14 protein-coding genes are annotated in these 17,456 nt (G+C 53.2%); all 14 read left to right on the plus strand.

Annotated features, from left to right (window positions below):
* The 14 genes from FH755_RS00155 (at position 1) to tilS (ending at position 17,395) form a co-directional block, all read left to right on the plus strand.
* Positions 1-888, plus strand: coding sequence for an MxaS protein (locus tag FH755_RS00155; RefSeq protein WP_292437489.1), 888 nt, complete (start codon positions 1-3; stop codon positions 886-888).
* Positions 889-898: 10 nt separating this feature from the next.
* Positions 899-1,744 (plus strand): hypothetical protein, encoded by an 846-nt coding sequence (locus tag FH755_RS00160; protein ID WP_292437491.1) that lies wholly within the window; start codon positions 899-901, stop codon positions 1,742-1,744.
* Entirely contained in the window at positions 1,741-2,757 is a 1,017-nt protein-coding gene (locus tag FH755_RS00165; RefSeq protein WP_292437493.1) for a vWA domain-containing protein, read from the plus strand. The genes FH755_RS00160 and FH755_RS00165 overlap by 4 nt, the downstream gene beginning before the upstream one ends.
* Positions 2,750-3,289 (plus strand): MxaK protein, encoded by a 540-nt coding sequence (locus tag FH755_RS00170; RefSeq protein ID WP_292437495.1) that lies wholly within the window; start codon positions 2,750-2,752, stop codon positions 3,287-3,289. Before FH755_RS00165 ends, FH755_RS00170 begins: the two co-directional genes overlap by 8 nt.
* Positions 3,286-4,221 carry a VWA domain-containing protein gene (locus FH755_RS00175; RefSeq protein WP_292437497.1) on the plus strand — a complete coding sequence of 312 codons (936 nt, stop codon included), beginning with the start codon at positions 3,286-3,288 and terminating at the stop codon, positions 4,219-4,221. The genes FH755_RS00170 and FH755_RS00175 overlap by 4 nt, the downstream gene beginning before the upstream one ends.
* A gap of 79 nt (positions 4,222-4,300) precedes the next feature.
* On the plus strand, positions 4,301-5,311 hold the full coding sequence (locus tag FH755_RS00180; RefSeq protein WP_292437500.1) for a vWA domain-containing protein: 1,011 nt from the start codon (positions 4,301-4,303) through the stop codon (positions 5,309-5,311).
* Between the two features lie 72 nt (positions 5,312-5,383).
* The gene (locus FH755_RS00185) at positions 5,384-5,881 is read left to right on the plus strand and encodes a L,D-transpeptidase (protein ID WP_292437501.1); all 498 of its coding nucleotides are present in this window, start codon (positions 5,384-5,386) and stop codon (positions 5,879-5,881) included.
* 12 nt (positions 5,882-5,893) lie between these two features.
* Positions 5,894-6,943, plus strand: a complete 1,050-nt coding sequence (gene nagZ, locus FH755_RS00190; RefSeq protein WP_292437503.1) for a beta-N-acetylhexosaminidase — start codon at positions 5,894-5,896, stop codon at positions 6,941-6,943.
* Entirely contained in the window at positions 6,940-8,691 is a 1,752-nt protein-coding gene (locus FH755_RS00195; protein WP_292437505.1) for a mechanosensitive ion channel family protein, read from the plus strand. The genes nagZ and FH755_RS00195 overlap by 4 nt, the downstream gene beginning before the upstream one ends.
* Positions 8,692-8,719: 28 nt before the next feature.
* A complete protein-coding gene (gene dnaE / locus FH755_RS00200; RefSeq protein WP_292437507.1) occupies positions 8,720-12,208 on the plus strand; it encodes a DNA polymerase III subunit alpha in 3,489 nt (1,162 codons plus the stop codon).
* Between the two features lie 9 nt (positions 12,209-12,217).
* On the plus strand, positions 12,218-13,894 hold the full coding sequence (locus tag FH755_RS00205) for a GspE/PulE family protein (protein WP_292437509.1): 1,677 nt from the start codon (positions 12,218-12,220) through the stop codon (positions 13,892-13,894).
* 33 nt (positions 13,895-13,927) lie between these two features.
* Complete coding sequence (locus FH755_RS00210) at positions 13,928-15,031, plus strand: PilT/PilU family type 4a pilus ATPase (protein WP_292437511.1); 1,104 nt, start codon at positions 13,928-13,930, stop codon at positions 15,029-15,031.
* Positions 15,032-15,087: 56 nt separating this feature from the next.
* Positions 15,088-16,044: an acetyl-CoA carboxylase carboxyl transferase subunit alpha gene (gene accA / locus FH755_RS00215; RefSeq protein WP_292437513.1), complete on the plus strand. Its 957-nt coding sequence runs from the start codon at positions 15,088-15,090 to the stop codon at positions 16,042-16,044.
* Positions 15,983-17,395, plus strand: coding sequence for a tRNA lysidine(34) synthetase TilS (gene tilS / locus FH755_RS00220; protein WP_292437515.1), 1,413 nt, complete (start codon positions 15,983-15,985; stop codon positions 17,393-17,395). The genes accA and tilS overlap by 62 nt, the downstream gene beginning before the upstream one ends.
* The last annotated feature ends 61 nt before the right edge of the window (positions 17,396-17,456 follow it).

Raw genomic sequence — 17,456 nt, forward strand, 5'->3', positions numbered from 1 at the left:
ATGGATTTACGAGACCTGCAGCCGCAGGAATTCAGCTACCGTTTTCCGGACAAGATCTTCGGTCATGTGCCCGGTGCCCATAGCGGCACTGCGCTGGGCAGCGGTGATCGATTCGCTGGCTTTGCCGACCTGTTTGATTATCCGGATCCACGCCGCCTGGATATCCGCGCCAGTATCCGCAGTCAGGCTGCGGATATCAGCCCGCAGCAACAGCGCTGGCTGGTCAAGCGTTATCAGCAGCGGGCATCGATTACACTCTGGTTGCTGGCCGATGTCAGTAAATCGATGTCAGTAGCTAGTGTGAACCATGAACGCCTGGCCAGGCTGGCGCATATGATTGCCCACTCCTCGATTGGTTTGGGCGATCGCTTTGCGATGGCTGCGTTTGATTCAATCTGGCGTCAGGACCTGACCATTATGCCGACCACACAGCGCAGTATGCCGGCATTTGCAGCGGAGAAACTGCTGACTGCAGCAGCTCCTTCAGCACCCGGTGCCGATGGTTTGTTCCATACCGCCGATCTGGTCAACAACAAGCGGGCAATGGTATTTCTGGCTTCTGACTTTTGTTTTGATCTGGATCTGGTGGAACGCAGTCTGCGAAAGCTATCACAATACACGGTGATTCCCATTATCTGGCGCCATGATGATGTGGACCATTTCCCGTCACATGCCGGCTGGGCGGAAACCCGAGATGCCGAGACCGGCCAGCGCCACAGTGTCTGGATGCGTCCCGGTATGAAAAAGCGCTGGCAGCAGCAGATGGATGATCATTTTTCCCGGTTAACCGAGTGTTTTATGCGCTATCGCATCAGACCCCTGTTTGTAGATGGTGATATCACGCCACAGCAGTTGACCGAATATTTTCACGGCATGAAAAGAGCTTAGGAATGCAGATATGCGTAATTGCTTTGTATTAGTCCTGTTTCTGTATTCTCTGCAGGCACAGGCGATAGACACCTCGATTGAACTGGATCGGAGTTGGGGCCTGTTGGTTGGTGATATGTTGACAGCGACTGTAGACCTGCCTGTGTCAGTTACAGAGCTGGACTCTCAGTCTCTGCCGCAACATGAAAAGCGCTATGGCCCGTGGCTTTATCTGCATGACACCGAACAGCAGGACAATCGCCTGATACTGCACTATCAAGTGATTAACGTGCCGGCGGAAAACCGCGAAGTAGCCACACCGGAACTGGAATTAAGAACCAAAGACGGTGAGTTCATCACCATACCGTCAGCACCCATGCAGATTGGTTCTTTTATGGAACAAAGCAGTGATGGAGAAGGGGGTACCAGCGTCATTCCACGTGGAGATATGCGACTTTTACCCACTGAGCAGACCACACTGGTGTGGCAGCTGTGGACCACACTGACTGTGCTGTTGCTGAGCAGTTTGATCTGGCTGTTCTGGCATTTCGGTCTGCGCCCTCGCCATCGTTTGCCTTTTGCTACGGCGATGTTTGAACTCAACAAAATGCGTCTGCTGGGACGCAAAGATGCTGATGCGGCCAGCCGCAGCCTGCACCATGCCTTCAACCGTTGTGCCGGACGGGTTGTGATTAACAGCGAACTGGACAAGCTCTGGCAGCAATGTCCCTGGCTGGAAGCGCTGAAGGCTGACATAGAAAGCTTTTACCATGCATCGGCAGCACATTATTTCAGTCCTTCAGCTGCTGAGCAGAAAGACTTCGAGGAGATCCTGAAGCTTGCCAAAGCCTGCCGGGAGCGGGAGCGCCTGGCATGAACCTGTTTGGTCTTGAATGGTTTAATCCCGGCTTTTTACTGCTGCTGCCGCTGGCGCTGTTGCCGTGGTTTAACCACAACCTGGATAAGACCGTGGCCTGGGTCAACCTGGTACCGGTGGATCCTTTATCACGCTTTTTCAATATCGGTCTTAAAGTCCTGTCCACCCTGGTCATTGCGGCGCTGGTGCTGGCTCTGGCGGGGCCCAGCCAGCCCGAGCAGAAAGTGGAGCGAATCGGCGAGGGCGCAGAGATTGTGCTGCTTCTTGATCGCAGCCGCAGCATGGACGACCCGTTTGCGGTCAAACATCAGGCAGCTGCAGTCAGTGTCGGCGGTGACAACTCCAAACGTAATGTCGCGCGGGATTACCTGACTGAGTTTGTCAGAAACCGGCCAGATGACCGTTTCGGTTTTGTGTTTTTCAGTACCAAGTCGGTCAACCTGCTGCCACTGACCTATGACAAAGAGGTCGTTCTGGCGACGATCAATGCCAACTCCCTTGGCAAAGGTCTGTCTGATACTAATATGGCAGAAGCCCTGCTCAGCAGCGCCGAAATGTTTGAAGGCCAGGCTTATCGCGGCTCGCGGATTGTGTTGCTGGTCTCTGATGGTGGACAGTTGTTGTCTGAAGAGGCAAAAGAACAGATAAGCCGTCTTTATAAAGAGATGAACCTCAGCATTTACTGGATTTACCTTAAGTCCAATCAGGCAATGACACTGGAAGAGTCGGATGAGGACAGTCTGCTCTGGGTCGATATTCCCGAGCGCAAACTGCATAACTTCTTCAAATCCATCGGCGTGCCTTACCGGGCTTTTGAAGCCGGATCATTGGAAGCCTTTGCCGAGGCGCTGGCAGAAATTGATCGCCAGCATTATCAGACTCTGATTGTCGAGGAAACGCTGCCGCATGAGCCAAAAACGGATGCCTTGTTATGGCTCGCCTTATTAGCGGTTCTGTTGCTGGCAGCATCTCATCTATACACCTTCTGGGGAGTAAGAAAAGCCCATGAATAAAACACTTGTTTTAGCACGCTGGCTGTTGATTCTGCTGATTATCGGCAGTGCTTTGCTGGCCGTCATCACGGCTGGACGTTTGTGGCAGGCGCAACAGGTGAACGCCTATATCAGCGATCCGGAAGCTTTTGAAACCATACCTGATGACCCGCGGGCCCGCTTTGCGCATGCCAATATGCTTGAGCGTAAGCAAAAAACCAATGAGGCCCTGGAACAATTGACCCAGGTGTTGGGGGAGGCGGATGCCGGATTATTACCGCTAGCGTACTTCAACCGCGGCAATATCAATCTGCGCGAGGCACTGAAACTGACCAGTTCTGATGGTAGACAGATTCCGCTGATTGAACTGGCCAAACAGGATTATCGCAGTGCACTGGCGCTGGATCCGCAAATGTGGAATGCCCGTTACAATCTTGAAATCGCACTGCGGGTGGTACCGGAAGATCCGGCCAATACTGAGGATTTCGAAAAAAATGTGATCAGCAGCCAGCGCTCGATTGAGAGTAAGGCATTCAAGGTTGATCTGCCATGAGGCTGAGCTATCAGAAAAGGATTACGTTGACTGCCATCATCATGACAGTGGCGCTGATTCTGGTGATGGCGGCTTTATGGATGCCGCATATTAAGCGTGATGTCAAAATCATGGACGCGCTGTTTGTGATCGATATCACTGACAGCATGAATGTCGAGGACGCCACGCTGAATGGCGATAAGGTCAGCAGACTGACCTGGGCCAAGGAGTTCACGCGACGCGCGTTTCTGGATATGCCCTGTGGGGCGCATGCCGGCCTTGCTATTTTCAGTGAAGCCAGAAGTCTGATTCTGATGAACCCGGTCGAGGTCTGCGCCAGTTATCATGATTTGACCCAGATGTTGAATAAGTTTGATCCACATATGGCCTGGGCCCGTTCCAGTGAAGTGTCGAAAGCAGTTTATACCGCCATTCGACAGGCTAAGGAAATTGAGCCCGAACCGACCATCGTGTTTGTGACTGACGGTCATGAATCGCCACCGATAAACGAGTCGTTGTTCCCACGGTTTGATGGTAAACCGGGCGAAATCCATGGTGTCATCGTTGGCGTAGGTGGTGAAGATTTACTGCCGATCCCCAAAACCAATGAGGAAGGTGAAATCGAAGGTTTCTGGGATGTGAATGATGTGATGCATCAGGACGTCTATGCCTCGCTTCGGGCAGATACCAACATGAATGTGCCGCAGGCGCGTACTGAACATCTTTCTTCGCAGAAAAAATCGCATCTGCGGACATTGGCAGATCGGGTAGGCTTTGAATTTGTGTCCTCACCGACCAAGCCGGGCAAGCTGGTTGATGTCATCAGCAAGGTATCGGAAACCCGGCCACAGACTATTGACTACGATCTTTATGCCTGGTTTGCAGGTATCGCACTGGCCCTGATCTTGCTGGTTTATTTACCTTACGGCTGGTTTATCCGAACCGATGACTAGCCAATAACAGCCCATCATAGCGGGAGCTGTCCATGCTGCACAGGAACCGCACCAGACTGTCCCGGCAGGTTGTTGACTAATGCTGAGCTGGGAACTGCCCATATTGCTGTGGCTGCTGCCACTGGCGCTGTTGCCGTGGTTCAGTCACAACACCGAAAAGACGGTTGCCTGGCAGGCCATGTTGCCACACGACCGTCTTTCCCAGTTCCTGACACTGCTGTTAAAAAGCCTTTCATCGCTCGCTATTGCCGCCTTGTTGCTGGCGCTGGCGGGTCCTTTTATTCCGGAACGCTTGGTGGAACGCAGCCGGCAGGGAGCCGAGTTTGTGATTGCGCTCGATCGCAGCCGCAGTATGGATGATATTTTTGCCCGGCCGCCGCGCAACACCTTACCGATAGAAGCTTTTTCCACCCGCAGTAAGCGCACGGTTTCGGGCGATTATCTGCTCGAGTTCGTCAAACGCCGGCCTGATGACCGTTTTGGCTACATATTATTCAGTACCCGGGCGACCGAGATCCTGCCTTTGAGTTATAACCGCGATGCCATTCTTGCAACGATAGCGGCCGGCGGGCTGGGCAAGGGCTTGTCCAAAACCGATATTTTTCAGGCGCTGAGCAAGGCGGCCAGCCTGTTCGAAGGCGAACCCTATCGCGGTTCACGCAATATCCTGTTGATTTCAGACGGGGGTGAGATTCTCGATGCCGATGAAAAAACTCAGTTACAGCGAAGATTGGCTGACATGCGTATCAATCTCTACTGGATCTATCTTCGTACGGTCAGGGGCATGACGCTCGATGAGCAGGAAGATGACAATCTGCTGTGGCTGGATATGCCGGAACGAAAATTACACACTTTTTTCAAAAGTCTGAACACGCCATACCAGGCCTTTGAGGCCGGTTCCTTAAAAGAATTTGCAGCGGCGATTGATGAAATCCATCGCCAGCAATACCAGCCGCTGATTGTTGAAGAGCGCTTACCCAAACAGTCCAGAGTCAATCTGTTTCTATACCTGGCGCTGTTGTGTTGCGCTGTGCTTGTGATGGCGCGGCTCTACACTGGCTGGGGCGTATATCGGGCCTATCGGCAATAGCCCCGGCGCAGTCGCAATAGGCCGTCGGCTTTGCTATCTTGGGCGGATAAAAGTATTAAAAATGGGTCGCTGATGAGTCAGATTTTACCCCGTGAATGGCTGGAAATTTCTCTTCCTGAACAACATTGTCGTCTCTGGCAGGATGATAACTGTGTGTTCTCGGCACCAGTTTCCACCGCGTTGAACGGAGCAGGTGAGGCCAACGGCAGTGGTTGCACGCCGCGAGGCTGGCATCAGATCCGCGCCCGCATAGGGCAGGGCCAGCCATTAAATTCAGTCTTTGTCGGCAGACGGCCCACCGGAGAAATCTATAACCCCAAACTGGCAAAGGACTTTCCTGAGCGGGACTGGATTCTGACCCGTATTCTGTGGCTGAGTGGTCTGGAAATCGGCAAAAACCGACTGGGAAATGTTGATACAATGCGCCGTTATATATACATCCACGGCTGTCCGGATTCGGCGCCGATGGGGCAGCCTCTCTCCCATGGCTGTATCCGCATGCACAATCAGGATCTGCTGACTTTATTCGACCGGGTTAAACCGGGGTTGAAAGTCCGGATTGATGAATAGGGTTCAAGAATTATGACGCTAGGGCCGTTGATGGTCGATCTGCTCGGCACTACGCTGAGTCAGGAAGAGAAAGAGATTCTGCAACATCCGCTGGTTGGCGGTGTGATTCTGTTCAGCCGCAACTTTGAAGATGCCCGCCAGATAGAACAACTGTGCAGTGAGGTTCACGCCCTCAGGAAACCGCATCTGCTGATTTCGGTTGATCACGAAGGGGGACGCGTGCAGCGTTTCCGCAAGGGCTTTACCCGTCTGCCGCCAGTGGCTTCCATTGGCAAAGCGTTTCATCAGCACCCACAACTGACCCGGGAGCGCGCGGAGCAGACCGGCTGGCTGATGGCGGCCGAGCTTCGTTCAGTCGGCGTCGATTTCAGTTTTGCCCCCGTTCTGGATCTGGATTACGGCGTCAGTGAGGTAATTGGCGACCGGGCTTTCCATCGTGATCCGAAATCAGTGATTGAGATTGCCCGCGCTTATATCCACGGCATGCGCAGGGCCTGGATGTCAGCGGTCGGTAAACACTTCCCGGGGCATGGCGCGGTGGAAGTGGATTCTCATCTGGGGCTGCCGGTGGATAACCGCTATCTTGAGGATATGCTACAGGCCGATATTCTGCCCTTCGCTCAGCTTTGCCAGAAAGAACTGGCCGGCATCATGCCGGCACATATCGTCTACGAGCAACATGACGACCGTCCTGCCGGATTTTCCCGTTTCTGGCTGCAGGAGATATTGCGGGAGCGGCTGGGATTTCAGGGCGCGATTTTGAGTGATGATTTGAGTATGGAAGGCGCTGCCATTGTCGGTGGTCCGCTGGAGCGGGCAGAGGCCGCGCTGGAGGCCGGCTGTGATATGGTGCTGGTCTGCAATAATCCGGGCAGCGTAGTCGAGGTCATTGACGGGCTCAAAATCAAACCGGATCCGCTCAGACATGCCAGACTGGTGCGTCTGCATGGTCGTCATGCCATGCCGCGGGAACAACTGCTGGCCAGCGGCGAGTGGAAGCAGGCGGTAGACACCATTGCCGGCTATTCACCGGATCCGGAAATGGAGCTGAACCTGGCATGAAACAGTGGACATTTCTGCTCCTGTTTGTATTGAGCTATGCGGCGCAGGCAGGTGTTTATCCGGGCGCTGCTGTTACCGGCCAGCAGTCAGCTAACCCCGAGAGTCAGACCGAAACAAGCAAAGCTGAACCGAACCTTCCCAGCCCGCAGGCCACGGTAAAGCAGTTTATCAATGCCATGAGCAGGGTGGCGACGGGGGACGATGATGCGATGGATAAAGCCATCGCCACGCTGGACTTATCCAAAGTCAGCCCACTGATTCAGGATGAGCGTGGTCAGCAGACAGCCAGATTATTATTCAGCGTGATTCAGCTTGCTGAGATCCCCAAGCTTGAGGCAATTCCGGTTAATACCCAGCTTGAGCAATACACCTTATTACGCACTGAAGCCGGTAATGTCGTATTGCGAGTTAATGATCAGAATAACTGGTTGTTCAGCAGTAAAACGGTAGCGCGGATTCCGGCGATTTTTGATGCGCTGACTCAGCAGCAGACATTCGCCGAAGGTGAAGAAAACACCGTCTCTTTGCCCACCAGTGTGCAATTGCGTTCTCAGATGCCGGCCGTGCTTAAACAGGGTTTTCTGCTCGAATACTGGCAATGGATTGGTCTGTTTCTGATTATTGTCATCGGTTCGATCGCCGATAAAGTGCTTGCCTGGGTGCTGAAGATCAATGTCAGCCGCTGGCAGAAAAATCGTCCCGCCTTTGAGGGGCTGGACAGTAATGTGTTGCGGCCACTGGGGCTGATGGCGATGGCGCTGATGTGGTGGTCAGGCCTTAATATGCTGGGCCTGCCGGACACCGCGTTAGTGATTTTGCTGGTCGCCGTTAAATTACTGGTTTCGCTGTCCGGCATCTGGAGTGCTTTCCGGATCGTTGATATTTTTGATGCCATGTGGACCGGCAGGGCCCTGAAAACCCATAACAAATTTGATGACCTGCTGGTGCCGATGGTCAGCAAGAGTCTTAAAGTTTTTGTCGTGGTTATCGGTATCGTGTTTGCAGCGGATAACCTCAATATTGATGTTACCAGCCTGCTGGCCGGTCTGGGCCTGGGTGGCCTGGCCTTTGCCCTGGCAGCCAAGGATCTTCTGGGTAACTTTTTCGGTTCTGTAACGGTGCTTTTGGATCGTCCGTTCAGCATCGGCGACTGGGTGGTGATCGGTGATATTGAAGGCACGGTAGAGCAGGTCGGTTTTCGTAGTACCCGCATCAGGACTTTCTACAATTCGCTGGTGACCATGCCCAATTCGATTCTAACCACCACCAAGATCGATAATATGGGAGCACGACGCTTTCGCCGGATGAAACAGGTGCTTGCGGTCACCTATGGGACCTCGCCGGAAAAAATTGAGGCCTTCTGCGAGGGGATCCGCAAGATCATTCAGCTTCATCCCTACATGCGTAAGGATTATTACCAGGTTTATTTCAATGAATATGGTGCGGCGTCGCTGAGTATTCTGGTTTATGTATTTTGGGCGACTCCGGACTGGAGCACCGAATTGCGCGAGCGGCACCGTTTCCTGCTGGATATCCTGCGCCTGGCGAAACAGCTGGAAGTTGAGTTTGCCTTCCCGACCCAGACGCTCTACCTCAAGCGCGGTGATGTGGCACATCCGGCAGCAGAACCGTTTAAACCCGGCATGACCCAGGAGGAAGCGCTGGCGCGTGGTCAGAAAGAGGCGGAGTCGATTGTCAGCCAGACCCTGAGCGGCGAGATTCCGGGTCCGGTTGAGTTTCCAAGATAATTAAGCATTCAGACAGGTTTTAGCGTTAATGGCCGAACAGTTTGTTCATTTACATCTTCATACCGATTATTCCCTGGTAGACGGGCTGGTCAGGATTAAGCCGCTGGTCAAACAGGTCGCCGACGAGGGCATGCCGGCGGTGGCGATTACCGATCAGCACAATCTGTTTGCGGCGGTAAAACTGTTCAATGCGGCCATGCAGGCAGGGGTCAAACCAATTCTGGGTGCCGATCTGCGCCTGCGCGATGCCAACGATGCCAAGCAAAGTACCCGCTTTGTGGTGCTGTGTATGAATCTGGAAGGTTTTCATAATCTGTCACGACTCCTGTCCCGGGCCTACATTGAAGGTCAGCACCTGGGTGTCCCGATGTTGGAAACAGAGTGGCTGACGGGGCAAACGGGAGGACTTATCTGTCTCTCCGGTGGTCGCGAAGGTATTTTAGGCAAGGCGCTGCTCAATCATCAGCAGGATGAGGTTCAGAACCAGCTCGCTTTCTGGCAGAAACTGTTTCCCAACCGTTTCTACCTGGAGTTGATCCGCACCGGCCGTGACGATGAAGAGCGCTTCGTGCGCGAAGCCGTGGCACTGGCAGCAGAAAAACAGATCCCGGTGGTGGCCAGTAATGATGTGCGATTTCTGAAAGCGGAGCAGTTCGAGGCCCATGAAGCCAAGGTCTGTATTCATGATGGCCGTCAACTTGATGACCCGCGCCGGCCAAGGTTGTATTCCGAGCATCAATATCTGCGCAGTGCTGAAGAGATGTCGCGTCTGTTTGCCGATATTCCGGAAGCCATTGAAAACACGGTCGAAATCGCCAAGCGCTGTAACCTGCAGCTGACACTGGGCGAACACTATCTGCCTGACTTTCCAGTGCCTGAAGGCATGACCATTGAGGAATTCTTTACTGCAGAATCCTATAAAGGCCTGGCAGAGCGACTGCTTGTTTTGTTTCCCGAGCAAGCTGAGCGCGAGGCCAACAAGGCGCGATACGAAGAGCGTCTGCAAATAGAGCTCGATGTGATTAACTCCATGGGCTTCCCGGGTTACTTCCTGATCGTGGCGGACTTTATTCAGTGGGCCAAGAATAACGGCGTACCGGTCGGTCCCGGACGCGGGTCGGGTGCCGGTTCCCTGGTGGCTTATGCCCTCAAAATCACCGACCTGGACCCGCTGCAGTACGATTTGCTGTTCGAACGTTTTCTGAACCCGGAACGGGTATCCCTGCCTGACTTTGATGTCGACTTCTGTATGGATGGCCGTGATCGCGTTATTGAGTACGTATCTCAGCACTACGGCCGTGATCACGTCTCCCAGATTATTACCTACGGTACGATGGCGGCGAAGGCAGTTTTGCGTGATGTCGGGCGGGTACTGGGACACCCATACGGCTTTGTCGATCAGCTCGCCAAGCTGGTACCGTTTGAACTGAAAATGACACTGACCAAGGCACTGGAGCAGGAGCCGCAGCTGAAAGAGCGCTATGACAATGAGGAAGAAGTCAAAACGCTGATTGATCTGGCCTTGCAGCTGGAAGGCCTGACCCGAAATGTTGGTAAGCACGCCGGTGGTGTAGTGATAGCGCCCAAGGAGCTGACCGAATATACGCCGCTGTATTGTGAACACAACGGTGCGGGTCTGGTTTCGCAGTTTGATAAAGATGATGTTGAAAGTGTCGGCCTGGTGAAATTCGACTTTCTGGGGCTGAAAACCCTGACGGTGATTGACTGGGCCATGAATAATGTCCGTACCCTGCTGGGCGACAGGGCCGACGAGATTGATATCACCAATCTGCCGCTGAACGACAAGCCCACTTTCGATTTGCTCAAGCGATGTGAAACCACGGCCGTATTCCAGTTGGAATCGCGTGGTATGAAAGAGCTGGTCAAACGACTACAACCGGACACCTTTGAAGACATTATCGCCTTGGTGGCCCTGTTCCGGCCCGGTCCGCTGCAATCGGGCATGGTGGATGACTTTGTTAACCGTAAACATGGTCGTGCCCGGGTCGATTATCCACACCCGGATCTGGAGCCGGTACTGAAGCCGACCTACGGCGTTATCGTCTACCAGGAACAGGTCATGCAGATTGCCCAGATCCTGGCTGGTTACAGCCTGGGTGGCGCAGATATGCTGCGGCGGGCGATGGGTAAGAAAAAGCCCGAGGAAATGGCCAAACAACGTCAGATTTTCCTGGAAGGCGCCGCGGGACGGGGTATCGAAGAAAAAGAAGCCGGCCCTATCTTCGACCTGATGGAAAAGTTCGCCGAGTATGGTTTTAATAAATCACACTCGGCCGCCTATGCCCTGGTGGCCTATCAGACCGCCTGGCTGAAAGCACATTATCCGGCCGCCTTTATGGCCGCAGTATTATCCGCCGATATGGATAACACCGATAAAGTCGTCGGCCTTATCGATGAATGTCGCGATATGAAGCTTAATGTGCTGCCGCCGGATGTTAATCACAGCAAGATTAAATTCACGGTCGAAGATGAGCGCACCATCCGTTACGGTCTGGGTGCCATCAAGGGCGTGGGTGAGTCAGCGCTGGCCGGTATTGTCCATGAACGTGAGCAAGGCGAGGAATTCAGTTCGCTGTATGATTTCTGCCGCCGCGTAGATATGCGCAAGATTAACCGCCGGGTGATGGAATCACTGGTGAAAGCCGGGGCGATGGATTCGCTGGGCGGTCACCGTGCCAGCCTCAATGCCAGCCTGACCAAGGCGATGCAAATCGCTGAACAGCACCGTCGCGATCAAGACAGCGGCCAGAATGATTTATTCGGCCTGACCCCGGAAAATGAGTCCGAGCAGGATGAGCCGCTGGAGCAGGCAGCAGAATGGACTGAAGAGCATCTGCTGCTGGCGGAGAAAGAAACGCTGGGACTGTACCTGAGCGGACACCCGATTGACCGTTACGAAGCAGAACTGGCTGAATTTATTCCCAAGAAAATCAATGAACTGGATGCACCGGAATCCAAGGGCTACCAGCGCAATGAAAAACCGGTTTTGACTGCCGGCTTGATTGTCGCGATTCGTACGATGAAATCAAAAAGCGGCAGTCGGATGGCATTTATTACCCTCGATGATCAGAGTGGGCGACTGGAAGTGCGGGTGTTTGGCGAAGTTTATGAGCAGTATCAGAGCTTTATTCAGCCTGATAAGCTGGTCGTCATTCAGGGTAAGATTGGACAGGATAACTTCACCGGCGGGCTGTCGGCCACGGCGGAAAAAGTGTTTGATATCACCGGTGCCCGCGAGGCTTTCGGCCAGGCGCTGCAAATCAATATTGCTAATGAGGATGAAGCCAAGCCGTGGGTGGAACAACTGAGAACTACTTTGACCCCCTTCAAGGGCGGCGGACTGGGGCTGGAACTCAGGTATCAGAATCAGCAGGCCAGCGCCTTGTTGATGTTGGGCGAAGAGTGGCAGGTAACCCCCAGCGATACTTTGCTCAGCCAGATTGCTGCACTGCCGGGAAAAGTTGCTGTTACAATGAGATACAAGTCCTCAGCGTAAGGAGGCTCTATGTCTGCGGGTGAGAAGAGTTCAACAGCGGGAACCGCAGTCAGGGATGACTCACTGACCGATGCGCTGGATGCTGCACTGAAAGCAACCAAAAAAATGCCGCTTGAGCAGACCGTCGAGGAGGCTGAAGTAAAACACAGTGCTGATGAACGCAGTCAGCGTAGCCTGGCAGAACGTCTGAGTCTGCCGTTTATCCGCCTTCATGATTATCCATTCGATGAAACGGTGCTGAGCCTGATTCCGGCAGAATTTGCCCGAAATCATGATGTTATCCCGCTCAGAGTCAATAAAACGCATCTGCTGGTGGCACTGGCGAGTCCGATGGATATGGACCTGTTCCAGACGCTGAATTTCATCACCGGTTACAGTATTGATGTAACGGTGGCGACCCGCGCGGATGTCCAGTGGGCGGTCAGGAAGTTTTACGGCGCCCGTGATGATGAACTGGCGCTGGAGTCACTGAACGGCAGGGCGCATCCACTAAAAGATGCGGCTGATCTGCATGACGAGATGATGCGGCTCAGCAGTGAAAAGCCGATTGTCAGGCTGGTGGCCAATATTATTGTTGATGCGATTGAACGCCGCGCTTCCGATATTCATATCAAGCCCCGCGATAAAAATGTCGAGCTGATTTACCGGATGGATGGGGTGCTGACCAATATCCGCTTTTTCAGCAAAACACTGCTCGCCGCGGTGGTCAGCCGGATCAAAATTCTGGGCGGTATGAATATCGCCGAGAGACGTCTGCCACAGGATGGCCGATGCTGTGTGAAACACAAGAATAACCCGGTCGACCTGCGGATTTCTATTATGCCCACGGTCGAGGGCGAGAGTGTTGTGATTCGACTGCTCAATGCTCAGGTGGGTTTGAAAGCAGTATCCGAGCTGGGGTTTTCAGATCACGATCAGACGATCTTTCTAGACCTGCTCAATAAAAGCAACGGCATTTTTCTGGTCACCGGGCCCACCGGTTCGGGCAAGTCCACCACGCTGTATGCGGCGTTGGCCGAGGTTCAGAAGCAGAACGTGAATATTCTCACTGTTGAAGATCCGGTCGAATACCATATGGATGGTATTCAGCAGATTCAGATTAATCACACGACCGGCTACACTTTTGCCCGTGCCTTGCGCAATATTTTACGTCATGATCCGGATGTGATTCTGGTGGGGGAAATCCGTGATGAGGAAACCGGCAAAATCGCGGTGGAAAGTGCGCTGACAGGCCATCTCGTTTTGAGTACCCTGCACACTAATGACGCGGCCGGTGCTGTTACCCGGCTCTTGGAAATGGGGATTGAGCCTTACCTGCTAACTGGCTGCCTGCTGGGTGTGCTGGCGCAGCGACTGGTGAAACGCAATTGTCGGCATTGTCTCGAGAAAGAGCCGGTGGACCCGCTCATACGTCATGCGCTCAACGTCAGTGATGATGAGCCATTTTATCGGGGCCGTGGTTGTGAGCATTGTAACCACACCGGTGTCGCGGGAAGAATGGCCGTCTACGAATTGCTGGAAGTGAGTGATAGTCTGCGAAAATTTATTCACGTTGATATAACATCAGGCGAAATTCATGAGCAGGCTGTGAAGGAAGGCATGGTGTCGCTGACAGATAACGCCATGACCAGAGCCCGTTCACGAGAGATTTCATTGGGCGAAGTCTATCGTGTACGATTGGACTGATTAACCAGATAGCGAATACTGAGGATAAGTCACGTGGATATGACACCCTATTTCAGGTTGATGGCGGACAAAGAAGCATCGGATATGTTTTTTTGTACCGGCACTGAACCCCACATAAAAATTCAAGGTGTGATTCGACCTGTCGGTACTCAGAAACTGGCACCCGGTGATGTCCGTGACATGGCTTATGCCCTGATGAACGAGGAGCAGGCCGCAGAGTTTGAGAGAACGCTGGAAATGAATTTTGCCGTGCCACTGAAGGGGGTCGGCCGTTTCCGCGTCAACATTTTCCGTCAACGTGGTGAATGCTCGATTGTCATCCGTTATATCAAAACCAAAATTCCGCGCTTTGAGGAAATGCATCTGCCACCGGTTCTGGGCGATATCGTGATGCAAAAGCGCGGTCTGATTCTGGTGGTGGGGGCTACCGGTTCCGGTAAGTCGACCACGCTGGCATCAATGATAGGTCACCGTAACCGTAACTCCAGTTCGCATATTCTGACCATTGAAGACCCGCTGGAATTTGTTCATGCCCATGAGCGTTCCATTGTTCAGCAACGGGAAGTCGGTATCGATACGCTGACTTATGAGAACGCGCTGAAGAACGCGTTGCGGGAGGCGCCGGATGTCATTCTGATTGGTGAGATCCGGGATATGGAAACCATGAAGCATGCCATCAACTATGCCGAAACCGGGCATTTGTGCTTAGCGACTTTGCACGCCAATAATGCCAACCAGGCGCTGGATCGCATTATCAACTTCTTCCCGGAAACATTGCACCGTCAGTTATTCATGGATATGTCGCTGAATCTGCGGGCGATTGTATCCCAGCGCTTGTTGCCGACCGTGGATGGCAGTGCCCGGGTGCCAGCCGTCGAGATCATGCTTAATACGCCGTATATCTCTGAACTCATCAACAAAGGGGAAGTCGGCAGCATTAAAGACGCCATGAAAGAATCTACCGATCCCGGCACGGTTACTTTTGATCAGGCGCTGATTAAACTTTATAAGGGCGGCCAAATCACGCTGGAAGAGGCTTTGCAGAACGCCGACTCCCGTAATGACCTCAGCCTCGCCATCCGTCTGGGCGAGGGCGCGATGGACAACGATGACGATGACGAATTGATCCTCAACTGAGTTTTGTCTGCCGCCTCTGTGTATAATTCGACAATTTTGGATGTAAGGGTAACCTGATGCAGTTAAATTTCCTTGACTACGAACAACCCATCGCCGAACTGGAAGCGAAAATCGATGAGTTGCGCTATATGAGTAACGACAGTGATCTCAATATCACTGAAGAAATTCAGAAGTTGAAGGAAAAAAGCGAATCCCTGACCAAGTCGATTTTTGCTTCATTGACGCCCTGGCAGGTTACCCAGATGGCCCGTCATCCCCAGCGCCCATATACGCTGGACTATATCAAACACATTATCAGCGACTTCGAAGAACTGCATGGCGACCGCACTTACGCTGACGATCCCGCCTTAGTTACCGGAATCGGCCGGCTTAATGGCCGCCCGGTGGTTGTGATTGGTCATCAGAAAGGGCGTGATACCAAGGAAAAAGTGGCACGTAATTTCGGCATGCCCCGACCTGAAGGTTACCGCAAGGCTTTGCGGATTATGAAAATGGCAGAGCGCTTTGGCCTGCCGGTTATTACTTTTATTGATACACCGGGGGCCTACCCGGGTATCGGTGCCGAAGAACGCGGTCAGAGTGAAGCGATTGCCCGTAATCTGTATGAGATGGCCAAGCTCAAAACACCGATTATTTCCACCGTTATCGGTGAGGGTGGCTCGGGTGGTGCATTGGCCGTCGGGGTGGCGGATCACCTGATGATGCTGCAATACAGTATCTATTCCGTGATTTCCCCGGAAGGCTGTGCGTCTATCCTCTGGAAGAGTGCAGAAAAAGCTCCCGATGCGGCGGCAACGCTGGGGGTCACATCAGATCGTTTGAAAGAACTCAAGCTTATTGATGAAGTGGTGCCGGAACCCCTGGGTGGGGCGCACCGTAATGTTGAAGAAATGGCTGCCCGCGTCAGAAAATCGATTGAGACCAAGATCAAGGAACTGGAATCGGTTTCCCATGACAACCTGGTCAAACGCCGTCAACAACGACTTCTCAGTTACGGCGAATTCGAGGGTTAAGTCCGGGGTGTCACTCAACCCCCAACAAATTATTATTGACCTGATCAAACTGGTGGCTGGCCGCGCTGTCTGCGTGGCCTACAGCGGTGGTGTTGATTCCCATGTGATGCTGCATTTGCTGGCCACAACCCGCCACCCCCAGTTACCTGCCGTGCGGGCTTTACATATCGATCACGGTCTACATTCTGAATCATCAGGCTGGACTGAACATTGCCGGCAGGTTGCCGCTGATCTCAATATTGATTTTGAATCAATTCAGGTTAGTGTTGAGGATATCGATGAAATGGGCATGGAAGCCGCGGCCCGCAAGGCCCGCTACCATGCTTTTCGCTATGATCTGGCGCCGGACGAAGTGCTGTTGACCGCTCAGCATCAGGACGATCAGGCTGAAACCCTGATGTTGCAGCTACTGCGTGGTGCCGGCCCAACGGGGCTGTCGGCCATGTGGCCGGAAGATGAACTCGAAGGCCTGACCATCGTGCGGCCTTTTCTGGGGCTCCCCAAGACCGATCTGCTCGAATATGCTGAACTGCACCAGCTGCACTGGATTGATGATCCCAGTAATGCTGATCTCAGCATCAGCCGCAATTACCTGCGCCATGTAATCTGGCCGCGTCTGAATAAACGCTGGCCAGCAGTTTCAAAAACCCTGAGCCGCAGTGCTGAACACTGCCGCGAAGCAGTTGAGTTGATGCGTGAGCTTGCCAGCCTCGATGCCCGGCATGTCTGCCCTGAGCGCAGTGATCGTTTATCTATAGCTGCTTTAAGTCAGCTGCCACAGGCAAGACAACGTAATCTGCTGCGTTACGCATTGGAACAAAATGGCCTGACTTTGCCGTCAGCGGCGATTTTGCAAAGAATCATTGATGAAGTGATTCCCGCTGCTGAGGATAGGATGCCGGAAGTGCACTGGCCGGGGGCCATGGTCAGGCGTTATCGGGATGTTATCTATCTGGCGGCAGATCGTGCTGAAGCATTGGATTTGGGTGAACTTGAGATCAGTGGGACGGATACTGTCCGTCTGCCTGATGGTCGGATGCTCAAATGGCAGCTGGAATCCGGTAAAGGGCTGAAACAACACGTGCTGAACGGCCATTTACTGCTTAAATTCCGTGAGGGAGGAGAGCGAATCCGCCTGCAGGGCCATGCGCAACACAAGGCGCTCAAACAACTGTTTCAGGAATGGGATGTTCCGCCCTGGCAACGCCCGCATATTCCTCTGCTTTTTGTCGATCATGAACTGGTAGCCGTTGTTGGTTATGGCTACGCTGAACATTACGCCGCAGATATCGGTGAGAAGGGATGGTTGCCGGTGCTGGAACACGCGTCTGATAAACCAGTTTTTGATTGAGCACACAGGCCAATTCTGATAATTTATACCCTATTTTGAGCGCAGCTATTCTGGCCGCGTC

Origin of the sequence: Methylophaga sp. (genome assembly GCF_009711715.1) — a bacterium.
Taxonomy (GTDB): domain Bacteria; phylum Pseudomonadota; class Gammaproteobacteria; order Nitrosococcales; family Methylophagaceae; genus Methylophaga.

Excerpts from the sequence above, each read along its gene's own strand:
- FH755_RS00155 (WP_292437489.1), top strand. The coding sequence starts at position 1 with ATGGATTTACGAGACCTGCAGCCGCAGGAATTCAGCTACCGTTTTCCG.
- FH755_RS00160 (WP_292437491.1), top strand. The coding sequence starts at position 899 with ATGCGTAATTGCTTTGTATTAGTCCTGTTTCTGTATTCTCTGCAGGCA.
- FH755_RS00165 (WP_292437493.1), top strand. The coding sequence starts at position 1,741 with ATGAACCTGTTTGGTCTTGAATGGTTTAATCCCGGCTTTTTACTGCTG.
- FH755_RS00170 (WP_292437495.1), top strand. The coding sequence starts at position 2,750 with ATGAATAAAACACTTGTTTTAGCACGCTGGCTGTTGATTCTGCTGATT.
- FH755_RS00175 (WP_292437497.1), top strand. The coding sequence starts at position 3,286 with ATGAGGCTGAGCTATCAGAAAAGGATTACGTTGACTGCCATCATCATG.
- FH755_RS00180 (WP_292437500.1), top strand. The coding sequence starts at position 4,301 with ATGCTGAGCTGGGAACTGCCCATATTGCTGTGGCTGCTGCCACTGGCG.
- FH755_RS00185 (WP_292437501.1), top strand. The coding sequence starts at position 5,384 with ATGAGTCAGATTTTACCCCGTGAATGGCTGGAAATTTCTCTTCCTGAA.
- nagZ (WP_292437503.1), top strand. The coding sequence starts at position 5,894 with ATGACGCTAGGGCCGTTGATGGTCGATCTGCTCGGCACTACGCTGAGT.
- FH755_RS00195 (WP_292437505.1), top strand. The coding sequence starts at position 6,940 with ATGAAACAGTGGACATTTCTGCTCCTGTTTGTATTGAGCTATGCGGCG.
- dnaE (WP_292437507.1), top strand. The coding sequence starts at position 8,720 with ATGGCCGAACAGTTTGTTCATTTACATCTTCATACCGATTATTCCCTG.
- FH755_RS00205 (WP_292437509.1), top strand. The coding sequence starts at position 12,218 with ATGTCTGCGGGTGAGAAGAGTTCAACAGCGGGAACCGCAGTCAGGGAT.
- accA (WP_292437513.1), top strand. The coding sequence starts at position 15,088 with ATGCAGTTAAATTTCCTTGACTACGAACAACCCATCGCCGAACTGGAA.
- tilS (WP_292437515.1), top strand. The coding sequence starts at position 15,983 with ATGACAACCTGGTCAAACGCCGTCAACAACGACTTCTCAGTTACGGCG.